The 20,686-nt window shown below is 59.9% G+C and carries 22 protein-coding genes; 8 read left to right on the plus strand and 14 right to left on the minus strand.

Translation table 11 applies throughout. From position 1 onward, the window contains the following. Positions 1–60 precede the first annotated feature (60 nt). Positions 61–450: a nuclear transport factor 2 family protein gene (locus ACRZ95_RS13110; protein ID WP_170679406.1), complete on the plus strand. Its 390-nt coding sequence runs from the start codon at positions 61–63 to the stop codon at positions 448–450. A gap of 3 nt (positions 451–453) precedes the next feature. On the opposite strand, the gene ACRZ95_RS13115 is transcribed toward ACRZ95_RS13110, so the two are convergent. Beyond that, positions 454–1,089 carry a DUF1326 domain-containing protein gene (locus tag ACRZ95_RS13115; RefSeq protein WP_170473102.1) on the minus strand — a complete coding sequence of 212 codons (636 nt, stop codon included), beginning with the start codon at positions 1,087–1,089 and terminating at the stop codon, positions 454–456. Between the two features lie 198 nt (positions 1,090–1,287). Here ACRZ95_RS13115 and ACRZ95_RS13120 point away from each other — a divergent pair, with 198 nt between their 5' ends. After that, entirely contained in the window at positions 1,288–2,019 is a 732-nt protein-coding gene (locus tag ACRZ95_RS13120; protein WP_170679408.1) for a glycosyltransferase family 25 protein, read from the plus strand. 67 nt (positions 2,020–2,086) lie between these two features. Here ACRZ95_RS13120 and ACRZ95_RS13125 read toward each other — a convergent pair whose 3' ends face one another. After that, the gene (locus ACRZ95_RS13125; protein WP_170459651.1) at positions 2,087–2,737 is read right to left on the minus strand and encodes a peroxiredoxin; all 651 of its coding nucleotides are present in this window, start codon (positions 2,735–2,737) and stop codon (positions 2,087–2,089) included. A gap of 203 nt (positions 2,738–2,940) precedes the next feature. Between ACRZ95_RS13125 and ACRZ95_RS13130 the strand changes: the two genes are divergently transcribed. After that, positions 2,941–4,380 carry an aldehyde dehydrogenase family protein gene (locus ACRZ95_RS13130; protein ID WP_170679410.1) on the plus strand — a complete coding sequence of 480 codons (1,440 nt, stop codon included), beginning with the start codon at positions 2,941–2,943 and terminating at the stop codon, positions 4,378–4,380. A gap of 50 nt (positions 4,381–4,430) precedes the next feature. Here ACRZ95_RS13130 and ACRZ95_RS13135 read toward each other — a convergent pair whose 3' ends face one another. Beyond that, a complete protein-coding gene (locus tag ACRZ95_RS13135) occupies positions 4,431–5,273 on the minus strand; it encodes a bifunctional helix-turn-helix domain-containing protein/methylated-DNA--[protein]-cysteine S-methyltransferase (protein WP_170679412.1) in 843 nt (280 codons plus the stop codon). Between the two features lie 118 nt (positions 5,274–5,391). Between ACRZ95_RS13135 and nth the strand changes: the two genes are divergently transcribed. Beyond that, the gene (gene nth, locus ACRZ95_RS13140; RefSeq protein ID WP_170379832.1) at positions 5,392–6,036 is read left to right on the plus strand and encodes an endonuclease III; all 645 of its coding nucleotides are present in this window, start codon (positions 5,392–5,394) and stop codon (positions 6,034–6,036) included. Further along, a complete protein-coding gene (locus ACRZ95_RS13145; protein WP_170643666.1) occupies positions 6,033–7,022 on the plus strand; it encodes an adenosine kinase in 990 nt (329 codons plus the stop codon). The genes nth and ACRZ95_RS13145 overlap by 4 nt, the downstream gene beginning before the upstream one ends. Positions 7,023–7,197: 175 nt before the next feature. Here the strand turns inward: ACRZ95_RS13145 and ACRZ95_RS13150 are convergent, their stop codons facing one another. From ACRZ95_RS13150 to ACRZ95_RS13160, 3 genes are all read right to left on the minus strand, one after another. Further along, positions 7,198–8,037, minus strand: a complete 840-nt coding sequence (locus ACRZ95_RS13150; protein WP_170679414.1) for a DUF547 domain-containing protein — start codon at positions 8,035–8,037, stop codon at positions 7,198–7,200. Continuing rightward, the gene (locus tag ACRZ95_RS13155; protein ID WP_170679416.1) at positions 8,034–9,407 is read right to left on the minus strand and encodes a radical SAM protein; all 1,374 of its coding nucleotides are present in this window, start codon (positions 9,405–9,407) and stop codon (positions 8,034–8,036) included. The genes ACRZ95_RS13150 and ACRZ95_RS13155 overlap by 4 nt, the downstream gene beginning before the upstream one ends. Positions 9,408–9,473: 66 nt before the next feature. Continuing rightward, complete coding sequence (locus tag ACRZ95_RS13160) at positions 9,474–9,959, minus strand: RNA pyrophosphohydrolase (protein ID WP_170679418.1); 486 nt, start codon at positions 9,957–9,959, stop codon at positions 9,474–9,476. A 137-nt stretch (positions 9,960–10,096) separates the two neighbouring features. On the opposite strand from ACRZ95_RS13160, the gene ACRZ95_RS13165 reads away from it, so the two are divergent. After that, positions 10,097–12,124, plus strand: coding sequence for an NADPH-dependent 2,4-dienoyl-CoA reductase (locus tag ACRZ95_RS13165; RefSeq protein ID WP_170679420.1), 2,028 nt, complete (start codon positions 10,097–10,099; stop codon positions 12,122–12,124). A gap of 12 nt (positions 12,125–12,136) precedes the next feature. Here the strand turns inward: ACRZ95_RS13165 and ACRZ95_RS13170 are convergent, their stop codons facing one another. Both ACRZ95_RS13170 and ACRZ95_RS13175 read right to left on the minus strand, forming a co-directional pair. Further along, a complete protein-coding gene (locus ACRZ95_RS13170) occupies positions 12,137–13,069 on the minus strand; it encodes a glycosyltransferase (RefSeq protein WP_170679422.1) in 933 nt (310 codons plus the stop codon). 118 nt (positions 13,070–13,187) lie between these two features. Continuing rightward, positions 13,188–13,628, minus strand: a complete 441-nt coding sequence (locus tag ACRZ95_RS13175; RefSeq protein WP_170679424.1) for a DUF4399 domain-containing protein — start codon at positions 13,626–13,628, stop codon at positions 13,188–13,190. 227 nt (positions 13,629–13,855) lie between these two features. On the opposite strand from ACRZ95_RS13175, the gene ACRZ95_RS13180 reads away from it, so the two are divergent. After that, complete coding sequence (locus ACRZ95_RS13180) at positions 13,856–14,761, plus strand: LysR family transcriptional regulator (RefSeq protein WP_170379389.1); 906 nt, start codon at positions 13,856–13,858, stop codon at positions 14,759–14,761. Between the two features lie 63 nt (positions 14,762–14,824). Here ACRZ95_RS13180 and ACRZ95_RS13185 read toward each other — a convergent pair whose 3' ends face one another. Genes ACRZ95_RS13185 through ACRZ95_RS13200 form a run of 4 tightly spaced genes read right to left on the minus strand, consistent with a single transcriptional unit; the run spans position 14,825 to position 17,742 of the window. Beyond that, the gene (locus ACRZ95_RS13185) at positions 14,825–15,727 is read right to left on the minus strand and encodes an OmpA family protein (protein WP_170679426.1); all 903 of its coding nucleotides are present in this window, start codon (positions 15,725–15,727) and stop codon (positions 14,825–14,827) included. After that, positions 15,724–16,296 carry a peroxidase-related enzyme gene (locus ACRZ95_RS13190; protein WP_480555040.1) on the minus strand — a complete coding sequence of 191 codons (573 nt, stop codon included), beginning with the start codon at positions 16,294–16,296 and terminating at the stop codon, positions 15,724–15,726. Before ACRZ95_RS13190 ends, ACRZ95_RS13185 begins: the two co-directional genes overlap by 4 nt. Positions 16,297–16,312: 16 nt before the next feature. Continuing rightward, positions 16,313–17,023 carry a GNAT family N-acetyltransferase gene (locus ACRZ95_RS13195; protein WP_170679428.1) on the minus strand — a complete coding sequence of 237 codons (711 nt, stop codon included), beginning with the start codon at positions 17,021–17,023 and terminating at the stop codon, positions 16,313–16,315. Continuing rightward, positions 17,020–17,742, minus strand: a complete 723-nt coding sequence (locus ACRZ95_RS13200; protein ID WP_170679429.1) for a molybdopterin-binding protein — start codon at positions 17,740–17,742, stop codon at positions 17,020–17,022. The genes ACRZ95_RS13195 and ACRZ95_RS13200 overlap by 4 nt, the downstream gene beginning before the upstream one ends. 51 nt (positions 17,743–17,793) lie before the next feature. On the opposite strand from ACRZ95_RS13200, the gene sfsA reads away from it, so the two are divergent. After that, entirely contained in the window at positions 17,794–18,501 is a 708-nt protein-coding gene (gene sfsA / locus ACRZ95_RS13205) for a DNA/RNA nuclease SfsA (protein WP_170679431.1), read from the plus strand. Here the strand turns inward: sfsA and ACRZ95_RS13210 are convergent. Further along, on the minus strand, positions 18,498–18,863 hold the full coding sequence (locus tag ACRZ95_RS13210) for a hypothetical protein (protein ID WP_170679433.1): 366 nt from the start codon (positions 18,861–18,863) through the stop codon (positions 18,498–18,500). The genes sfsA and ACRZ95_RS13210 overlap by 4 nt on opposite strands. A gap of 99 nt (positions 18,864–18,962) precedes the next feature. Then, complete coding sequence (locus tag ACRZ95_RS13215) at positions 18,963–20,618, minus strand: tetratricopeptide repeat-containing sulfotransferase family protein (RefSeq protein ID WP_480555043.1); 1,656 nt, start codon at positions 20,616–20,618, stop codon at positions 18,963–18,965. Between the last annotated feature and the right edge of the window lie 68 nt (positions 20,619–20,686).

The following is a 20,686-nucleotide window of genomic DNA, read 5'->3' on the forward strand; positions in this document are numbered from 1 at the left end:
CCCGGTGAAACCGCCGGGGCCTTTTTTGTGTTACAGTGCCGCCCAGCAGGAGGGTTGGCGATGTCTAACAAGGAGCAGATGGATGAACTGGCGCGGCTGTACCTACAAGCCATCGAAAGCGGTGACCTAACCGCGATGCTAAACCTGTTTGCCGAGGACGCGACGGCAACCTCTCCGATATCGGGCAAGCAACCGGCGCGTGACTTCTATACCAACGTTATGAACATCACGAGCGACCGGTCCACCCTTCACAAGAACACCTTTGCCGATACATCCGGTGCGCCGCAGATGGCGGTTCATTTCAACTACACCCGCACCATCCGAAACGGGCACCCTGAAACGATTGAATGCGTAGACCTGTTTGAACTGACCGAGGATCAAACCCGATTCCAATCGGTGCGGATCATCTACGACACCGCACCGGTTCTTGTGGATTTTGGAGAAGCCTGATCCTTAGTGCGCCACCCCCGACGGCCCGTGCTTCATAAGATGCCACTGCCCGTAACTGTCGTTCAGGTCCAGCTTGATCGCCGCGTCGGCCTTGGTCGAGGCACTGCCGATCTCGGCTAAAGTGAATTCAATCCCGCCGGGAATGTCGATCCGCACGCGATGTGGGCCACCACCATGCGGCGCTTCAATAGGACGGCCAGTCGAATTCAGCACATCACCGATAGACACCTTGGCCGTACGCTCCTCCATATCCATCTCGAAGTCTATCGGCAGAAACAGAGTCTCATGCACGGTTTTGCACATCGCACGGAAGACGAACCAATGGGTCGCCATCTCTTCGGTCTCTTCCCCGTGGAAGACCTTTTCTAGTGCGGCCCTCTGAGCGTCCGACGCACTTGGATCGATGATCACCTGCATCTCGCCGCCGCCCTCAAAGATCGGACCCGGCCAGGCATAGATCAAAGCGGCCTTGGCACCCGCTAAGTCGGTATCTCCAAAATGGCCTTTCGAGACTTCAAGCACTTCGAAACCACGGCAATTGCCCTGTGTTGGAAGTTCCTCGAACTGGCAAGGGCACGCGTAGCCGCAATTACAGTTCCCAAAAGCATCACCTTCGACATACCAATCTGTAAAAGCCATCGTCTTCTCCTGTGTGTCACAGTGTGATCGCCCGATGGTGCGGATGCCTGGTTCGTCTGCCTATCGCACCCTAGCATATTTCTGTCCTTTCAAGAACCGGTCGCCGACACCGCTCGCACTAGTTCAGCTTGCAAAATGAACGCCCATTTCTCTCGCGTTGCTCTTCCCCCTCACGCGCCCGTGTTCTATGCACGCATCATGCGATCCTTTGTCATCCATATGTCTTCCAGCACGGCCCGCCGCGCCAATGCAGACCAGCTGTGCAACGACCTGCCGAATGCCGAACTGTTTGAGGCTACCAATGGGCGCGAGCCGGACCAGATCGCAGATGTCCGCCTGCATCCCGGCACCCTGCACAAGCCGCACTACCCGTTCGACCTGCGCCCCGCGGAAATCGGCGTGTTCCAAAGCCACCGGCGTCTCTGGCAGAAACTGGTGGATGAAGAGATTGATCTGGCCATCATCACCGAGGATGACCTGCGCGTCGATCCTGACAAAATGGCCGAAGCAGTCAAAATGCTGCACGCCATCGCCACCTTGGATCACTATATCCGCATCCCTGTCAAACAACGCGAAGTCGCGGCCAAAATATTGGCAGAAGAAAACGGCCTGAGCCTGATCCTGCCCAAAGTGATCGGCCTGCAATGCGTCTGCCAAATGGTCGGCCGCAATGCCGCAAAACGGCTCCTCAAGGCGACGGATCAAATCGACCGCCCCGTGGATACCTTCTTGCAAATGCACTGGATCACCGGTCAGCCAATTCACGCCCTTTTGGGCAGCGGCAACCGCGAAGTGGCCCGCGAAATCGGCGGCTCGACCATCCAGACAAAACCACCCTTCTCAGACAAACTGACCCGCGAAGTCAAACGCGCCGCTTACCGAGCACAGCTCCACCTGCACCCGCAGCGCCCGCCTGCTTCATCTGGCTGAAAATATCCTCGGGGGAATCGCGCTCAAGCGCGATGGGGGGCAGACAGCCCCCCTGACCCGACCTAAATCAGGACGGAGCCTTAGTCTTGCGCAGATAAGGGAAGATCGTCTCGAACTCACCAAACTTCGCCTTGGCATCTTCGTTCGAAACGGTCGGCGGGATGATCACATCCTCACCCGGTACCCAGTTGGCGGGCGTCGCAACACCCTTGGACGACATCTGTAGCCCGTCCAGCGCCCGCAGGATCTCGGCAAAGTTTCGGCCCACGGTCATCGGATAGGTCATCGACAGCTTCAACTGCTTGTCGGGTCCAATGATGAACACCGAACGCACGGTGGCGCTATCCGCAGGGGTGCGGCCGTCGGGCAAGTAGGCCTCCGCGGGCAGCATGTCGAAGGCCTTGGACACCGCCAGCCCGTCATCTGCAATGATCGGGAAACCGGGGTTGGCCTTGCCATAGGCTTCGATATCTTTCTTCCACTTCTTGTGGTCTTCGACCCCGTCGACCGAAACACCGATCACCTTGGTGTTGCGCGCCGCCCATTCGTCGTTCAACTGGGCCACAGCCGAAAACTCGGTGGTGCAAACCGGGGTGAAGTCCTTGGGATGCGAGAACAGGATCGCCCAGCTGTCACCAATCCAATCGTGAAACTGAATGGTGCCCTGATCCGTCTCTGCGGTGAAATTCGGGACCGTGTCGTTGATACGCAAACCCATGGTGCAACTCCTTCTTTGGTTACTGACCGAGTCGAATGCAGTGAACCTAACCACTTTGCGCCAGAGTTAAACCTTCCGCAAAAGTCTTTTTCCAAGGCTTCGCCAAGCAAATTTGATCAAATTACCCCCTTGCCGCGCCTCAGAGCGAATGACAGACTGCGCGACAAAACCAGTCTTTGACATCACGGCCTGGAGGATACGCCATGATCGAAAAACGCGATTTCTACATTAACGGTCAATGGGTTGCTCCATCTGAGGCGAATGATTTCGAAGTCATCAACCCCTCGACCGAGGAACCCTGCGCGGTGATCTCCCTCGGCTCTCAGGCCGACACTGACGCTGCTGTTGCCGCGGCCAAGGCGGCCTTGCCCGGCTGGATGGCCACGCCGGTCCAAGAGCGTATCGCCCTGGTTGAAAAGCTGGCCGACCTCTACATGACCCGGTCCGAGGATCTGGCGCAGGCCATGTCGCTTGAGATGGGCGCGCCGATCGACATGTCTCGCACGGCTCAATCCGGTGCCGGGATCTATCACCTCAAGAACTTCATCCGCGCCGCCAAGGCGTTTGAATTCGAACGCCCTCTGGGCGATCACGCCCCCAACGATCGTATCATCTATGAAGCCGTGGGCGTCGCCGGTCTGATCACGCCGTGGAACTGGCCGATGAACCAGATTACCCTCAAGGTCGGCGCGGCGGCCATCGCGGGCTGTACGATGGTTCTGAAACCGTCCGAGCAGAGCCCCCTGAACGCGATGATCTTTGCCGAACTGATGGACGAGGCCGGTTTTCCACCGGGCGTATTCAATCTGGTGAACGGCGATGGCGTGGGTGTCGGTTCGCAACTCTCTGCGCATCCGGATGTGGACATGATCAGCTTCACCGGCTCGACCCGCGCGGGCACTGCGATCTCGAAAAGCGCTGCCGATACGCTGAAAAAGGTGCATCTGGAACTGGGCGGCAAAGGCGCCAACGTGATCTTTGAGGATGCGGATGAAAAGGCCGTGAAACGCGGTGTGCTGCACATGATGAACAACACCGGCCAAAGCTGTAACGCCCCCAGCCGGATGCTGGTGCAGCGCCCGATTTATGACAAGGCCGTGGAAACCGCAGCCGAAGTGGCCAACGCTGTCACGGTCGGCCCGGCCACGGAGGAAGGCCGCCATATCGGCCCCGTTGTGAATGAGCTTCAGTGGACCAAAATTCAGGACCTGATCCAAGCCGGTATCGATGAAGGCGCGCGGCTGGTCGCAGGTGGCACCGGACGGCCCGAGGGGCTGAACAAGGGCTACTATGTGCGCCCGACGGTGTTTGCCGATGCCAACAACCAGATGACCATTGCGCGGCAGGAGATCTTCGGCCCGGTTCTGACCATGATCCCCTTCGACACCGAGGAAGAAGCCGTCGAGATCGCCAATGACACGCCCTATGGCCTGACCAACTATGTCCAAACACAGGACGGCGCGCGCGCCAACCGCATGGCGCGGGTGTTGCGGTCCGGGATGGTTGAGATGAACGGTCAGTCGCGCAGCGCGGGATCTCCGTTCGGCGGGATGAAGCAATCCGGCAACGGCCGCGAAGGCGGCGTATTTGGTCTGGAAGACTTCCTTGAGGTCAAAGCCGTCGGTGGTTGGGTGCCCGAGTAAACACCCTTGGTGATCCAGCGGTGAGGCACCTCGCGGTGCCTCGCTCTATTTCAGGCATCCGCCTGCGCGGCCTCATAGGCGAGCATCGCGCGCTTCACCGGCAGACCCCAGTGGTATCCGCCCAGACCGCCCGACTTGCGCAGGGCCCGGTGGCAGGGGATTAGCCAGCTGACCGGATTGCGGCCAACCGCTGTTCCCACCGCGCGCACCGCCTGAGGCGACCCCACCCGCTGCGCAATCTCGGAATAGGTCGTGACCTGACCCGAGGGGATATGCATCAGCGCCTCCCAAACCTTGATCTGCAGCGGTGAGCCGATCAGATGCAGTGGTGTCTCGGACCGGTTCGCACCAAAAGAGGCCTCGACCCAAGAACGCAGCTTTTCGGGATCCTCGACGAAATCGGCCTTGGGCCAGCGCGAAGTCATATCCTCCATCGCGGCGGCCTCGCCGGTTTCGGCACCGAACGCCATGCCGCAGATGCCCTTGTCGGTCCCCATGACCAGCGCCGAACCAAAGGGGCAATCGAACCATCCCCAGTAGACCGTCAGCCCCGCGCCTTTGCGGGCGTATTCACCGGGGCTCATGGATTCCCATTTCAGGAACAAATCATGCAACCGGCCGCTGCCGGACAGACCGACGTTGTGGGCAGTCTCCAACGTGGTGAACCGTTCCCGCAGCAGGGCTTTGGCATGGCCCAGCGTCAGATATTGCTGGTAGCGTTTTGGCGACACCCCGGTCCAGCGCGAGAACAGGCGCTGGAAATGGGCGGGGCTCATGCCCATCTGGCTGGCCAGTTCTTCGAGGCTGAGGGTTTCGCCGCCCTGATCAATCAACTCGATCGCGCGGCGCATGACGTTGTAGTGGTATCCACTTTCGGGGGTCTGGACGTTCATGGCTTTCACCTCATCTGTTGATCCAAACCATAACGCGCCGGTCACGCCCCTGCGACCCGGAACTTGCGCATTGGCTTTGGGCTTGTGTCATTGGCCCTTGGGCGGCATTAAGGCTCGGATGGCAAAGCAACTCGATTATCACACGATCCGCGAGATCTTTACGCGCTTTCAAGAAGCAGACCCGGAACCCAAGGGCGAGCTGGAGCATGTGAACGTCTACACTCTGGTCGTTGCAGTGGCGCTTTCGGCGCAAGCGACCGATGCGGGCGTCAACAAAGCCACGCGCGCGCTGTTCAAGATCGCGGACACTCCGCAAAAGATGCTGGATCTGGGCGAAGAGGGCTTGATCGAGCATATCAAAACCATCGGCCTGTTCCGCCAGAAGGCGAAGAACGTCATCAAGCTCAGCCGTATATTGGTCGAGGACTACGATGGCGAGGTTCCCAATTCCCGCGCGGCGCTGCAATCCCTGCCCGGTGTGGGTCGCAAGACGGCCAATGTGGTTCTGAACATGTGGTGGAGGCAACCGGCGCAAGCGGTGGACACGCATATCTTCCGTGTCGGCAACCGCACTGGTATTTGCCCCGGCAAGGACGTAGACGCCGTCGAACGCGCCATCGAGGACAATATTCCAGCCGACTTTCAACTCCATGCACATCACTGGCTGATCCTGCACGGGCGCTATCACTGCAAGGCGCGCAAGCCGCAATGCCCGACCTGTATCATCCGTGATCTCTGTCAATTCGAGGACAAGACCCTATGAAAACCTACCAACTGACCGGCATCGGAAATGCCGTTGTGGATGTCATTTCCCAGGCCGATGACAGTTTCCTGGAACTGATGGGCATTGAAAAAGGCATCATGCAACTGATCGAGCAAGAGCGTGGCGAAGTGCTCTATGCCTCGATGGAGGGTCGGGTGCAGACACCGGGCGGCTCGGTCGCGAACACCATTGCGGGCGCGGGTGCGCTGGGTCTGGATGCTGCCTTTATTGGCCGTGTGCATGATGACGCGTTGGGTAGATTCTATGCCGATGCGATGAACGAAGACGGCGTGGATTTCGTGAACCCACCTGTGCCGGGCGGCGAGCTGCCGACCTCACGCTCGATGATCTTCGTCTCGCCCGATGGTGAGCGGTCGATGAACACCTATCTGGGGATTTCCTCGGAACTGTCGTCTCAGGACGTCTCGGACGAGGTTGCCGGAAACAGCCAGATCATGTTCCTCGAGGGGTATCTGTTCGACAAGGAAAAGGGTAAAGCCGCGTTTCTTGAGGCCGCGCGCGCCTGTCACAGAGGCGGCGGCAAGGCCGGTATCGCCATTTCCGATCCTTTCTGCGTCGAGCGTCACCGGGTCGATTTCCTGCTGCTGATCGAGAACGAACTGGACTTCGTGATCGGCAACGAGGCTGAGATCAAATCGCTGTTCGAAACCGACGATCTTGAGGACGCACTGGCCAAAACCGCCGCAATCTGCCCTCTGGTCGTCTGCACCCGTTCGGGCGACGGCGTGACGGTTCTGAACGGCGACACCCGTCACGATGTTGCGGTCGAAAAAGTAGTGCCCGTAGATGCGACCGGCGCAGGCGATCAGTTCGCAGCCGGTTTCCTGTACGGCATGGCCACCGGCCGCGACTATGAGACCTGCGCCAAGATTGGCAATGTCTGTGCACGCGAAGTGATCAGCCATATCGGCCCACGCCCCGAAGCCAACTTGCAAGAATTGCTGCGGGAAGAAGGATTGCTGTAAAGCGCTGAGCCGGGACAGCGCCGACCCGCGGGGTGGCGCATCCGGCCTCGGATATAAAAGCTTTATGGCAGTCAGATACTGATAGGTTCGAGCAATATTCAAGGCTGCAAAAGCGCCGCCCCGTTGGGGGCGGGTCGGCGCTGGCGCGGCGGCCTATGGCCTTTGCTCCGCGCCGTTAGGAGCCAGCCCCTGCATCGTTCAACGCCCAATCATACTCATAAGCGTTCACACGTCGCGCCTGTTTGAGGCGCTGATGCAACTCCGGGTCGGCTGCTGTTCCGAGATAGGCAATCACGGCCTGTTCATTCGGCCCAAAATCCTCGCGGAACCAGATGTAGATTTTCGACAGGATCAACCGCCCCTGATCATCAAACCGCACCCCACGCGGGTCGTTGACATAGGCGTGCTCGGATGCGGCGAGGTCACGTTCCAGCGTCTTGGCCTCCCACGCGCGGGCCATCAGGTTCGGACACCCCACCGCTGCGCAGTTCAGCGCGTAGTGGATGCGCGGCTCATTGAAAGTTGGTCGGATGATGCGGTGTTCGATGTCGTTCAGGGTTAAGCTCTGGCCAGAGACCACAGTCAAAGGGCGACCCCACGGGCCAATCGACAACGGCCCATCCTTGATGTCTCGGATCGAGGCGACCGGATAGGCCTCAAGCACCACATCCACCGTCAGCGCGTTATAGAGGTTGATCCAATAGGCCAATTGCTGATCGCGGGTCAGATTGGCCGGATCAACAGCCTGCAGCTCGGTCAGATAATCATCCAGCAGCGCACGATCTGCCGCGCTCACCTGCCCATAAGCCACCCGGTTCACTCCACGCGCATCGGGGGCTACGTAGCGGGTCAGAAAGCGGGTCCAATCGCCATGATCCACCCTTTCGCCCGGAGGGGGCGCGGCGCGGGTCAGGGCCGTGTCGGGCAAGGGCGTCGCGGCGGGCAAGGCCAGCCTCTCCACACTGGCGCAGGCGGTCAGAAGCGGCAGCAGCATCAGGATCAGAACCTGTCTCATGAAGCGTCCTTTCGGCTTTGACGAGCAGCGCGCAACTGCCCTTTGAGGCGTTTCAGCGGGGCCACCCTAGGGTCTTTCAGCGCGGGCAAGTCCGGGCGAGCCGACAGGCCGCGCGTCGCCGCGTTCCACCAATAGGTGCCCATCGGGCTGTCTACTCGATCCGGCGCGGCCAGATGCTGATCGCGCTGTGCGTTGTGGACACACATGGAGAGCGGCCCGTTGGCCGTCGCAACCATGAACACGCAGGAGGCGCAGCGGTCCTCCTCTAACGCATCCGCAGCCATGAAATTGTGGATGAACACGGCCTGCCGCCGTATCGGTCCGCGTAGCACCCCCGACCCCAGCCGCAAAAGGCAGCCCGCCAGATGGCCAAGCGCCCAAAGGGCCAGCAGTGGATGGCGGCGGATCAGGCGTCCCACGCTCGGGCGGATGCGGATATGAGCGTCTTGGCCTGCATCCACCTCCTCAAGCGCCGCAATCACCCGCTGCACCAGGCGCTGGTTCGACAGCAACGACACGGCCTTGCCCCCCGCCGAAACTACGCTGCTATACCGGTTGCAACTGGAATGCCCGACGGCTGCCGAGTCAAAATGTAAAGACGTGCCATAGCCTTGCTCGACCGCGCGGATGACGCTGTCTTGCGTGATTCCATCGGGTCGCACCCGCAACACGCCGCGCCCGGTATCCGCCTGCATCTGGAACGAAACAAAACCGACCTCGGGCTGGTCCCTCAGGAAGCGGGCCAAGGCGGGGATTTCAGCAAAGTTGCCGCCAAAAACGGTTGTGTTGAAGAGAATACGCAGCCCCAAACCGCGCGCCCGGTCGATATAGGCTTTGCGCACGCGGTTGAGCTCCATTTCGGAGGTGAACCCGTTGCGCTCTTGCGTCATGTCCACGTGAAAGGCCACGTCATCCAGCCCCGCTGCGGCCAATCGCGTCAGCATCGCCCGGCTGGCGCGGATGCCGTTGGTCATCAGGCAGGAGCGCATACCCAGCCGCCTGATCTCGCGGCAAAGCGCCTCAAGGTCCTCAACCTTGCGCAGGGTCGGGTCGCCGCCGGTCAATTGAACGGAAACGCCGCGGCCATAATGGCTGCGGATCGTGGCAATCCGCGCGAACAGGACCGAAAGCGGAGGATCATAAGTCATCTCGGCCCGGTCCGAGAGGTAGCAGAGCGTGCAGTCCAGATTACAGCGCTGCGTCACCTCAAGCGCGACGCAGGCCATCGGGTAGAACCGCCCTGCCGTCTGAGAGGGGCCGAACTCTCCGCACCCGCGCAATCCCTCACGCAGAGGCGCGCGCTGGTCCGAGCCCTGAAAGCGCCGTCCGGCGGGTTTGATGGTGATGGGGTCTGGCACGGTGTCTTTCATGCACCCAAGCTAGAGGCACGCCTTGACCCGAACCACGCCCCCTCACGGCAACGTGCAGGCTGGTGATCAGCTCAGATGATCCGCAAAACCCGCGATCACCTGTTCGTAGACCGCGCGTTTGAACGGCACTATTTCTTCAACCAGTTGATCCGGGGCCTGCCATTTCCAGCTGGTGAATTCGGGATGGTCCGTTGCAATATTGATCTGGTCGTCATGGCCGGTGAAGCGCAGCAGAAACCACTTCTGCTCTTGCCCGCGATAACGGCCTTTCCAGATTTTTGGAACGATGTCGTGGGGCAGATCATAGGGCAGCCAGCCGTCAGTCTCGGCCACGACCTCGACCAGATCAGCCGTCACCCCGGTTTCTTCCCACAGCTCACGCAGTGCCGCGTCGCGGGGGTCTTCCCCCTTGTCCACCCCGCCTTGAGGCATCTGCCACGCGTCCTTGTGGCGGTCATTGCGCTGCCCCACGAAAATCTTGCCCTCTCCATTCATCAACATCAGCCCGACACAGGGGCGATAGGGCAGTTTGGCGATCTCTTCCGGGGTCATGCGAGGCCTCTTGGATAGGGTTTGCGACCTCTCTATCAAGCCGCGCGACAGGCGCAAAGGGGATGACGTTAGGTTTCGCGTGACAATGTTTACGCGAACGTCAATCTATTTCTCAACTTCGGAAGGGAGAGTTCGCCATGACTGCGTACCCAAACATGCTGGCCCCGCTGGACCTGGGCTTTACCACGTTGAAGAACCGCGTGCTGATGGGCTCGATGCATACCGGGTTGGAAGAGACCGGCGACTGGAACCGCGTGGCCGAGTTCTATGCGGATCGTGCCCGCGGGGGCGTGGCGCTGATGGTGACGGGTGGGATTGGCCCGAACCTCGAAGGGTCTGTCCTGCCGGGCGCGGCGATGATGACCACCGACAAGGACGTGGCGAACCACTCGGTCGTGACCGACCGCGTGCATGAGGCGGGTGGCAAGATCGCGATGCAGATTCTGCATGCGGGACGCTATGCCTATGGCCCCAAATGCGTGGCGCCTAGCCCGGTGAAATCCCCGATTTCTCCGTTCCCGCCCAGTGAGCTGGACGAAGACGGAATCGAGAAGCAGATCAGCGACATCGTTAATGCGGCGGTCCACGCCCAGAAGGCGGGCTATGACGGGGTAGAGATCATGGGTTCCGAGGGGTATTTCCTGAACCAGTTCCTCGTGACCCACACCAACAAACGTGAGGATCGCTGGGGCGGTTCCTATGAAAACCGTATGCGCCTGCCGATCGAGGTCGTGCGGCGCACGCGTGAGGCCGTGGGTACTGATTTCATCATCATCTACCGCCTGTCGATGATCGATCTGGTCCCAAATGGCTCGACCCATGAAGAGGTGGTCGAACTTGCACAGCGGATCGAACAAGCCGGCGCCACGATCATCAACACCGGCATCGGCTGGCACGAGGCTCGGATTCCCACCATCGCAACCAGCGTTCCGCGTGCCGCCTTTGCCTGGGTGACCAAAAAGCTGATGGGTAAGGTTGGCATCCCGGTGATCACCTCGAACCGGATCAATACGCCCGAGGTCGCCGAAGAGGTTCTGTCGACCGGCTGCGCCGACATGGTTTCGCTGGCGCGTCCGATGCTGGCGGACGCGGATTTCGTCAACAAGGCGATTGCCGGTCAGTCCGCGCAGATCGCGCCGTGTATCGCCTGTAACCAGGCCTGCCTGGACCATACGTTCGGCGGAAAGCTAACTTCTTGCCTGGTCAATCCCCGTGCCTGCCATGAGACCGAACTTGTCATTGGCAAGGCCGAGACGCGTAAGACCGTTGCCATTGTGGGCGCTGGCCCGGCCGGCCTGTCTACCGCTATGACCGCCGCCCAGCGCGGCCATGACGTCACGCTGTTTGATCGCGCCTCGGAGATCGGTGGACAGTTGAACATGGCCAAACAGGTGCCGGGGAAAGAGGAATTTTGGGGGCTGGTCGATTGGTACCGCACCATGATGGATGATCTGGGCGTGAAGGTGGAACTGAACCGCGAAGTCAGCGCCGACGACCTGACCAGCTTTGACGAAGTCGTCATTGCCACCGGCGTTATCCCGCGTGATCCGGAAATCCCAGGTCAGGACCGCGACAACGTCATCAGCTATATCGACGTGCTGCGCGAGAAAGCAGAGGTCGGCAAATCCGTCGCCGTCATCGGCGCTGGCGGTATCGGCTTTGACGTATCCGAGTTCCTGCTGGAGGACGGCCACAGCATCACCACCGACCTGCCGGCCTGGATGAAGGAATGGGGCGTAACCGACCCGGAACAGCACCGTTCGGGTCTGGCACCGGAAGGCCCTCAGCCTGCAGCCCCGGCGCGTCAGGTGACTCTGTTGCAACGCAAGAATCAGGTGCATGGCAAAGGCTTGGGCAAGACCACCGGCTGGATTCACCGCGCGACACTCAAGATGAAAAACGTCAACTTCGTGGGCGGCGTGAATTACGAGCATATCGACGATGACGGCCTGCATATCAGCTTTGGTGAAGAGCGCGCCGACCCGACGGTGATTGCTGCGGACACCATCGTTGTGTGTTCCGGTCAACTGTCCGAGCGCAGCCTTGCGGACGCCCTGATCGAACGCGGGATCACGCCGCATGTGATCGGTGGCGCAGATGTTGCGGCGGAATTGGATGCGAAACGGGCGATCAATCAGGGCACCCGTCTGGCCGCCGCAATGTAGGGGCGCTGAGGTCTACATGGTATAAGTCAGGCCTGTCTCTTTCTCGAATTGGGCCATGTAGGTTTCGTAGTCACGGTAGGCGCGATGGAACAGCAGGCGCGCCATTCGCGTCGCGCGCCAAGGTTTTTTGCCACCGACATAGTGCCAGATTTTTGGAGTTCTGTTTGCATCACTCAGATGCTGGCGGAACGTCTTGGACATTTTGCGGTATTTCGGACTGTGTGCGTCAAACCAGATCTGAGGGCGCGTGTTCCACTGAATAGGCAAGCGAAACCAGCGACCGTGAAACAATTGGTTCATTCTGTCCTGTTCGGGCAGGTAGGGAATGTGCGGAACCAGCTTCTCGAAATCGCTAATTTCACGTAATTCACGATCGCCATGAATGGCCGAACAGTCCATCACCATGATGCCGGCGTTGAAATACCCTTCGCCCGGTATGAACCCCAACCTAATGCTCTTGCTCACACGGCTGAGCGACTTTTTATGCTCGCGCCCCGGTCTGAAAATCTGCTGCAGGGAAGGGCGCAGAAAATCCCCTCCGCCAAGCGTCACCAACCCCATATCCACACATGCGGCAAAGGGCTGCCCTTCAAGGTCCATGTCCAGCAATTCCCAAACATCCGAAACAACCAGAGTGTCCGCATCCACAAAAATGCAGCGCTTTTCGCAAAGCTGGGGCAGAAACAAAGGCAGCATCGTGATCGCAGGGAACTTCGACTTATACTCGGAAAAGCCTGGCAGATTTTCCAGATCGAATTTCTGGTAAGAAATCGTCCCTCCCGTAAGGGATTGATTGACCTGCTCAACAATCGCAATGTCTTCGTCTGTGAAATCCTGCCCGAAGATTGTCACATCCAAAGGCTTGCTGGCGTTTTTGACAGCGGAATATGCGGAAAGCAGAGCCGGGAACAGAAAAGACCTGTTCACGCCATAAACCACCTGCATCGCGCTCCCCCCCTCGATCACGTCATTGTGATGAGAAGGAATAACAGCGAAGAGCAGGCACTTCAAACCCTTAGCGGCCCTCAAAACTCTTGGTTTGCGGCGTTACCCGGCGCCCCCTTTATTCGACCGAAATCGTAATCACTTCGGATACAATGGGCGGGTTGTGCGGAACGTGTCCAGCATCGCCCAGAACCAGTTGCAGCGTGTGCTGACCTGCGGGCAGATCCAGAGTGACCTCGGTCTGGCCACCGCCGAAATGCATGTGGTTTTCGTCTGAGGGCAGCCCATAGAGCAGCTCATCCGCGCCGTCCTCGCCTTGACCCAGTGGTGGGCGGTTGATCAGCAGGTGGTGGTGGCCGGTATTGTCCGCTTCGGTCCCCGCAGGCGCGACGCCCATGCCGCTGAGGCCAAAGACCGCTGTGACCGGCGATTGCACTGTGTCGCCATCGGCAAGGTTCGCGAAATAGACCTGCGCACCCGGCGCGGATGGCGTTTGGTCCTGCGCTCCGGCGACTGTGGCAAACAGAGCAACTGAAATGGTTGTAAAAATGGCTTTCATGATCTCCTCCCTCGTCACAAAAATGCCATTCTCAACCTAGCACATCTTGAATATTTTCCAGAAAACACCAGTTTGCAGGGCGTTCACCATAGCTGGAAACAGCTGTTTCCGCGTTTCTGATACGCAAACGATCCGATTCAAAACCCTGATATTATCCCATGTCCGCCCCGATTCCGCCCAGATTGAGGGGCAAAGTCGTCGCAAGTAGCAAGACCTGGGGAACGAGAATGGATCGACTGACGGAAATGGAAGCCTTTGCCAATGTGGTGGACCAAGGTGGCTTCACCGATGCGGCCAAGAAGATGGGTATCTCCAAATCAGCCGTTTCCAAGCACGTGTCCAGCCTCGAATCGCGGCTGGGGGCACGGCTGCTCAACCGGACCACTCGCCGCGTTTCTCCGACCGAGATTGGACTGGCCTATTATGACCGCGCCCGTCGGGTGTTGAACGACGCGGGCGAGGCGGATTCGCTGGTCACCGCGATGCAATCGGCCCCTTCTGGCCTGCTGCGGATCAGCGTGGCGACGGATTTCGGGGTCAATCACCTGTCGCCCGTGCTGTCAGATTTTCTGGCCACCTATCCCGACATTACCGTGAACATGGTGCTCAATAACCGCTACGTGGAACTGATCTCCGAGGGTTTTGACGTCGCCGTTCGCATCGGAGAGCTGGAAGACAGCACTTTGCGCGCCCGTAAGCTGACGGAAACCGTCAAACGCATGGTCGCGGCACCCAGCTATATCGAGAAATACGGACGGCCGCAGAAGATCGACGATCTGAACGAACACAAGCTGCTGCACTATTCCAGCCAATCCTCGGGCAACGTCTGGCGCCTGACGGCCCCGTCGGGCGAGAAACGTCAGGTGCGCACGGCCGGTTGGCTCAGCGTGAATGACGGGCAATCGCTTCTGAACGCAGCAGTCTCGGGCCTCGGGATCGCCTATCTGCCCAGCTATCTTTACGCCGATGCGTTGAAGACCGGTGAGGTTGTAGATGCCATGCCATCCCTGCCGGATGAGGTGCAAGGCATCTACGCGGTCTATCCTCCAGGCCGTTTCACTCAGCCCAAGGTACGGGCCTTCATAGACTTCCTCGTTGACGCTTATTCCGAAAAAGGCGCGATGGACTGGTAATTCTCCCGGTGAACTGGATCGGCCCGTGCGTTCTTCGTGCGGGTCTTTTTTTGTGCAGACGCGTCAGTTGACCAGCAAGACCGCCTCGACCCTACGGTTCAGATCGCGCCCTTCCGGTGTCGCGTTCGAGGTCAGCGGCGCAAGATAGCCCACGCCCTGTGCCTCGATCCGATCCGCCGCAACGCCATGCGCGTCGATCAGACGGGCGCGCACGGCCTGCGCCCGTTCGGTGCTGACCTTTGTATTGGCCTGCAATGTGCCGGTATCGTCGGTATGCCCGACCAACGCCAACCGGGTTGACGGATTGTCGGCCAGAAACTGCGCCAGCAACGACAATGAGGCGAACGGGCCGTCGCCCAACGCCACCTCGCCGGTGCGGAAATGCAAATCGTCCAGAATGACATGGCCCGACTGCTGCAACGCATCCAATAGACCTTCGGTTCCGCTGGCGGATTGCTCAACGATCACAGGCGTTGGAGCCGGAGCATCAACAGGTGCAGCGCGGATCAGTTGCACATAGCCATCCGGCGCGTTACGGCTGACCAGCAGGCTGAGCGCCTCATCGCCTTTGGTAGCAGACAAAAAACGATAGTCGCGAATGGCGACATACATATCAGGTGTTGGCACGACCTCGGTTCCGAAGCGGAAATCGAACCCGCCACAAGTCCGAGCCTCACATTCGAACAGGATATCAAAGCCCTGCGCCACGAGCTGATCCCGTAGCGGAGCCAGCAATTGCAGCGTCGTGCTAGAGCCCGCCTGCAAGCGCCATGTCAGCCGCTCGACCCGCCCCTCAACCGTGCGGGACGGGACTATGCCATCCGCAACCGGCCCTGTGGGCAGCTCATAGCTGTCAAGCGGCGAGGTCCTCTCGCTGATCTGACGCGCGCTGGCGGGCAGGGTCAGATCTTGCGCCAGACCCGGCCCGGCCATCAGACAAAAGGCAAGGGCGAGGCGTCGGATCATCGGGCTTGCGCGTGATATTCGGGGTTGGGCGCCATGGCGGTGGCACTGGCCACCCGGTTGGACATGTTGAAGAACCCGGTGACGTTGGCGATGTCCCAGATATCCCGGTCGCTGAAGCCCTGATCGCGCAAGTGCTGGCGATCAGCCTCTTCAATCTCGGCGCTGCTGGTGGTCATCTTCGCGGCGAAATCCAGCATAGCACGCTGGCGCGTATCCAGAGGGGCGGTGCGGTAGTTCATCACCAGCATCTCACCCAATTGCGGATCACCGGACATCTGCCTGACGGCTGCACCATGGGCGACCAGACAATAGAAACACTTGTTGATCGAGGAGACGACGACCGCGATCATCTCACGTTCGAGCTTGGACAGCCCGCTATCTGCCAGCATCAGGTCGTTATACATGGCTGTGAACGCATTCAGCTTGTCGATGTCGAACGCGTAAGCCTTCAACACATTCGGCACCATGCCCAGCTTTTCGAGGCAGACATCAAAATATTTCTGCGTCTCGGGCGGCAAAGGGTCGGCCATGGGCAGGTTCAGCGCGGTGGGTAGATCGGCTTGGGTCACGGGCTTTCTTAACTCCTTAGACACGTTGACGATAATGGTATTCCCCGACAATCTCCATCCCGAGCGCACGGTATAGGCCATTCGCCCCAGCATTGGCCTTTGTGCAGATCACGCTGAGCGTTTTCGCCCCATTGTCCCGCGCCCAGAAGGCTGCTGCCCGCATGGCCCATTGGCCTAGGCCCTGACGGCGGTGATCGCTTAGAATCTCAAGCGCATGTACCATGGCCACATCGCCTTGCATGGCCATGAACACCGTTCCCGCCGGGCGATCAGAATGCCGCAGCAGGAACGAGGTCTTGGGGCCCGCAGCACGCTCCATCACGGCCAGCCGTTCGGGGCCGATACCACCTTTGGCCCAGATCTCCTCCATGACGGCAAGCGGTGGCCAAATGCCAAACGCGGTCACGCGGGGCAGAGGCTGATCGGTCAGTTGCTCCGGCTGGCAGGCGTAGATGTTGACCGGGTCCAGAACCTCATAGCCGCGCGCTTCCAGTTGGGCGTCGAGCTTGTGGTCATCGGGCCACAGACAAAAGATGCGTTTCTGGCCCATGGTCTGCATGGCACCCTCGGCTGCGATGATATCGGCCGCGGTCGCGTCACCCAGCGCATTGGCGGCAGACACGCGTGATCCACCGCCCTGCCCTTCGCGCAGGCGGAAGGGACCAAGGACGTCATAGCGCGCAGCGGGCCATGTTCCGTCAACGATGTCGGGCCAGTTGATGCTCACAACTCGAGTTCTTTTGCCAATTGGGTCATGGCCGCGTCGATGCGCGCACCCTCTGTCCCCCGGATTACCACGTTCGCGCCGAAGACACCGTTTACCTGAAACGGATAGCAGCCGATGGACAGGTCCGAGAACGCCTCGGCCAGTGCAGACAGCGTGGCAGCAATGTCGCCTTCGCCCCGATCCACCCGCAACGTCTGCGACAACAGCGGGCTACCGCCCGTCAGGCCCGGCAAAACACTGGCTACCATGGCTTGGAAGACCGAGGGCACCCCGGCCATCACATGCACATTTTCGATGGTAAATCCGGGCGCGGTTGAGACTGGATTGTCGATCAGCGCGGCCCCATCAGGAATGCGGGCCATCCGCAGTCGGGCCTCGTTCAACTCCAGCCCTGACTTGTCGTAATGCGCCTGCAACAGCGCCCGCGCATCATCGCGCACGTCAATCGGGGTCTCGAAAGCGCGGGCGATGCAATCGGCGGTGATATCGTCATGTGTCGGCCCGATGCCCCCGCTGGTGAAGACAGTGTCGTAAGACACCGACAGCGCTTTGACCGCCGCTTCTATAGCCGGGGCATCATCGCTGACAATACGCACTTCTTTAAGATCGATGCCATGCTTGGTCAGCTCCCCCGCAAGGTAATGCATATTCGCATCGCGCGTCCGGCCCGAGAGGATCTCATCCCCGATGACAAGCATTGCAGCGGTTGGATTGGCCATGGCGCGCGCCCCCTCTTGATCGGCTGTTAGGGCAGGTATAGGCCGTGGGGCATGAGATTTGAAACCCCCCTTGTCCCCGCCCGCCTGATCCGCCGCTACAAACGCTTTCTGGCCGATTGCACGCTAGAGGATGGCCGCGAGGTGACAGCCCATTGCGCCAATCCGGGCAGTATGATGGGACTGGCTGAACCGGGTGAGAAAGTCTGGCTGGAACCCAATGACGATCCGAAGAAAAAGCTGAAATTTGGGTGGCGGCTAGTTGATCACGAGAATGGCCATTTCACCGGCGTCGATACTTCGGTGCCGAACCGGGCACTGCGCGCGGCATTGGAGCGTGGCGAGATCCTCGAACTGGCCGCCTATCAAACAGTCCGGGCCGAGGTCAAATACGGCCAGAACAGCCGCATTGATTTCCTGCTGACCCAACCCGGTCTGCCGGATGCCTATGTCGAGGTCAAAAGCGTCACGCTTTCCCGCCAGCCCGGTCTGGCCGAATTCCCCGACAGCGTCACCGCCCGCGGCACCAAACATCTGCATGAACTGGCCTCCATGGCTGAACAGGGCCACCGCGCGATCATGCTGTATCTGGTGCAACGCACCGATTGCGACCGCTTCGCGCTGGCATCCGATATCGACCCGGCCTATGCGGCGGCCTTTGAGGCAGCGCAGGCGCAGAGGGTTGAGCGGTTGGTAGTCGGCACGCGGATTTCGCCACAAGGGATCGAGGTCAATACGGAGAAGGCCTGGGCTATCGGCTAAGGCAGGAGAGTGAACTCGCCGAGATAAGAGCCTCGCCCCGGTGTGTAGCCGCGATAGGTTCCATCCTCTACCTGCCCCACCACGGCGCAGAGGTCCTGATCTTTGCGGAACGTCTTCCAACGGCTGCAGATCCTGTCGCCCTCTAACCACCAAACACCAGTGTCCCGGCCAAGCCGGGGAACCTCGACTTCAAAACTCTGGTCAGCGTTCACGCGTGCCGTGCCGGTGATGCCGGCACGATTCAACGCAATCTGGCGATCCTCTACCAAAAGCGCCGCAAGCTGATCCTGCGTCAGCATCGTCACCTCTTCGCGGCACCCACAGGTCAGAACAACCAGAAGAGCAGCAATCGCCTTGACCATCTCAGCCCCTGTTCCCGCTGATCCATCCTCCTTAGAACCGTGGCGCAAAGCCGCGCGGATGGCCACGCGCTGGCGGGATGATCAACGGAATTTGAACCTCTAGCTGCGAATTTCGGGCCAAAGTTCCGCGTCCAACCCTTTCACAAACGGTGCGAAGTGATCGGCCACGGCCTGCCACCCCCCGACCGAGGCGGTGTTGACCGGTCTCCGCGCCTGAAGGTTACTGGCCGTTCTGATCGCGTCCGAGGATTTGTCGGGCGACAGCATCGCCTGTTCAAAAGACAGGTCGCAGAACTGGGCCAGTTCCTTGGCACCGTCCTCGAGATTATTCACCAGATGTTCGTAACTTATGTCATGGATGCGTCCCGGAAGTACGGCATGCCAGTGCTGCATATAGCGGCGATAGCGGTTCGCCTCGGCCGCCATCCAGCCCAGATCATGCGTGTAATACAGACCACCCGCCCCAAAATGCGTGCGCCACATCGACAGCGCCACATCGCGCGGATCGCGCATGACATTCAGGATCACTGCGTTCGGGAAGGCCTGCGTAATCGGCCCCAGAAACGCATAGTTCCCCGGCGCCTTGTCGACAAAGGCGCGCGTTCCTTCTGCGGTCTGGGGCAAATTGTCTGCGTAGTAATCCGCCAGCGTCTGCGCGTCACTTCCAGCACCCGGCTGGCTTTCGACCTTGCGGGCCCAATGATGCACGCCCGCCAACTCTCCCAGCCCCTGAACGGTGGAGTGTGAGGCCAGAATCCGTTCGATCAGAGTGGTGCCCGAGCGCGGCAAGCCGACCACGAATACCGGGCGCGGGATATCGGCGCGCGGCGCTGAAGCGGGGGCGGGCAGAGGCGCGCTCAGACGCTGGCGGCAGGCTTTCTCGGCCCGGGTTTCCCAGCTTTTGAACCCATGCTGCAACTGATCATGCGCCTTGCGCAGCTGGAGCATCTCGGTCGCGGTATCGCCCTCCTGTTTCGCAAGGCTCGCGGCGGCGAAATGCACCATGGCCGCAGCTTCCCGGTTGGCATTGCCCGCCTCAAGCAAATGTGAGACCCGCGCCTGCAGTTCCATCCGATCCTCAGCCGACAGGTTCGGCAGAGTTGAGAAGAATTCCAGCGTTTCGGGATCCTCAGGCGCCAGCGCAAAAGCGGCGCGGCCATGGGTCAGCGCCTCAGACATACGCCCCAAACCGACCAGACCCTTGGCCAGCCGCAGTTGACCATAGTGGAATTTCGGGTGTTTTTCGACCACGGCGGACAAGACAGCAATAGCCTGATCCCACTTGTGCATTCCATCCATAATATCAGCCTTCAGGCAATGGGCCTGAAGATTGCCGGGTTGGTGACGCAGCACCTCGTCGATATCGGCCAACGCCTCACGCAACTGACGCTCACGCAACAGGGCCATGGCGCGAACGTAGATTTGTGGCGGGGTCAGAGGAGATTTGGCCGCTATTTTGTTCATCAGGATCAGCGCTTTGTCAGAATCACCACCCTGAACAAGGCTCAGCCCGAAATTCTGGATCAGGTCGGGGTTCTCCGGCTCCATCTTCCAGGCGCGCTCCAGATGGGTCTGTGCCTGTTTGAAATCCCCTTGGTGAATGCATGCAAGACCTGCCATCTGCGGCAATGCGGGCATCTTGGGCCACTTCTTGCCCGCCTTGATCGCTCGCTTCAACGCCCGGTCCGCGCGCCCGGTCTTGAGCATTTCACTAATGGTGGCAATCTCGGCCCTCAGCTGGTCGGCTTTCTGCATCTGACTGCCCTTCTATTGTTGTGGCATCCGGCTAAAATAAGTCCGTGCTAGTTGATAACGCCCTACAG

Source organism: Ruegeria sp. AI3, from assembly GCF_056541245.1.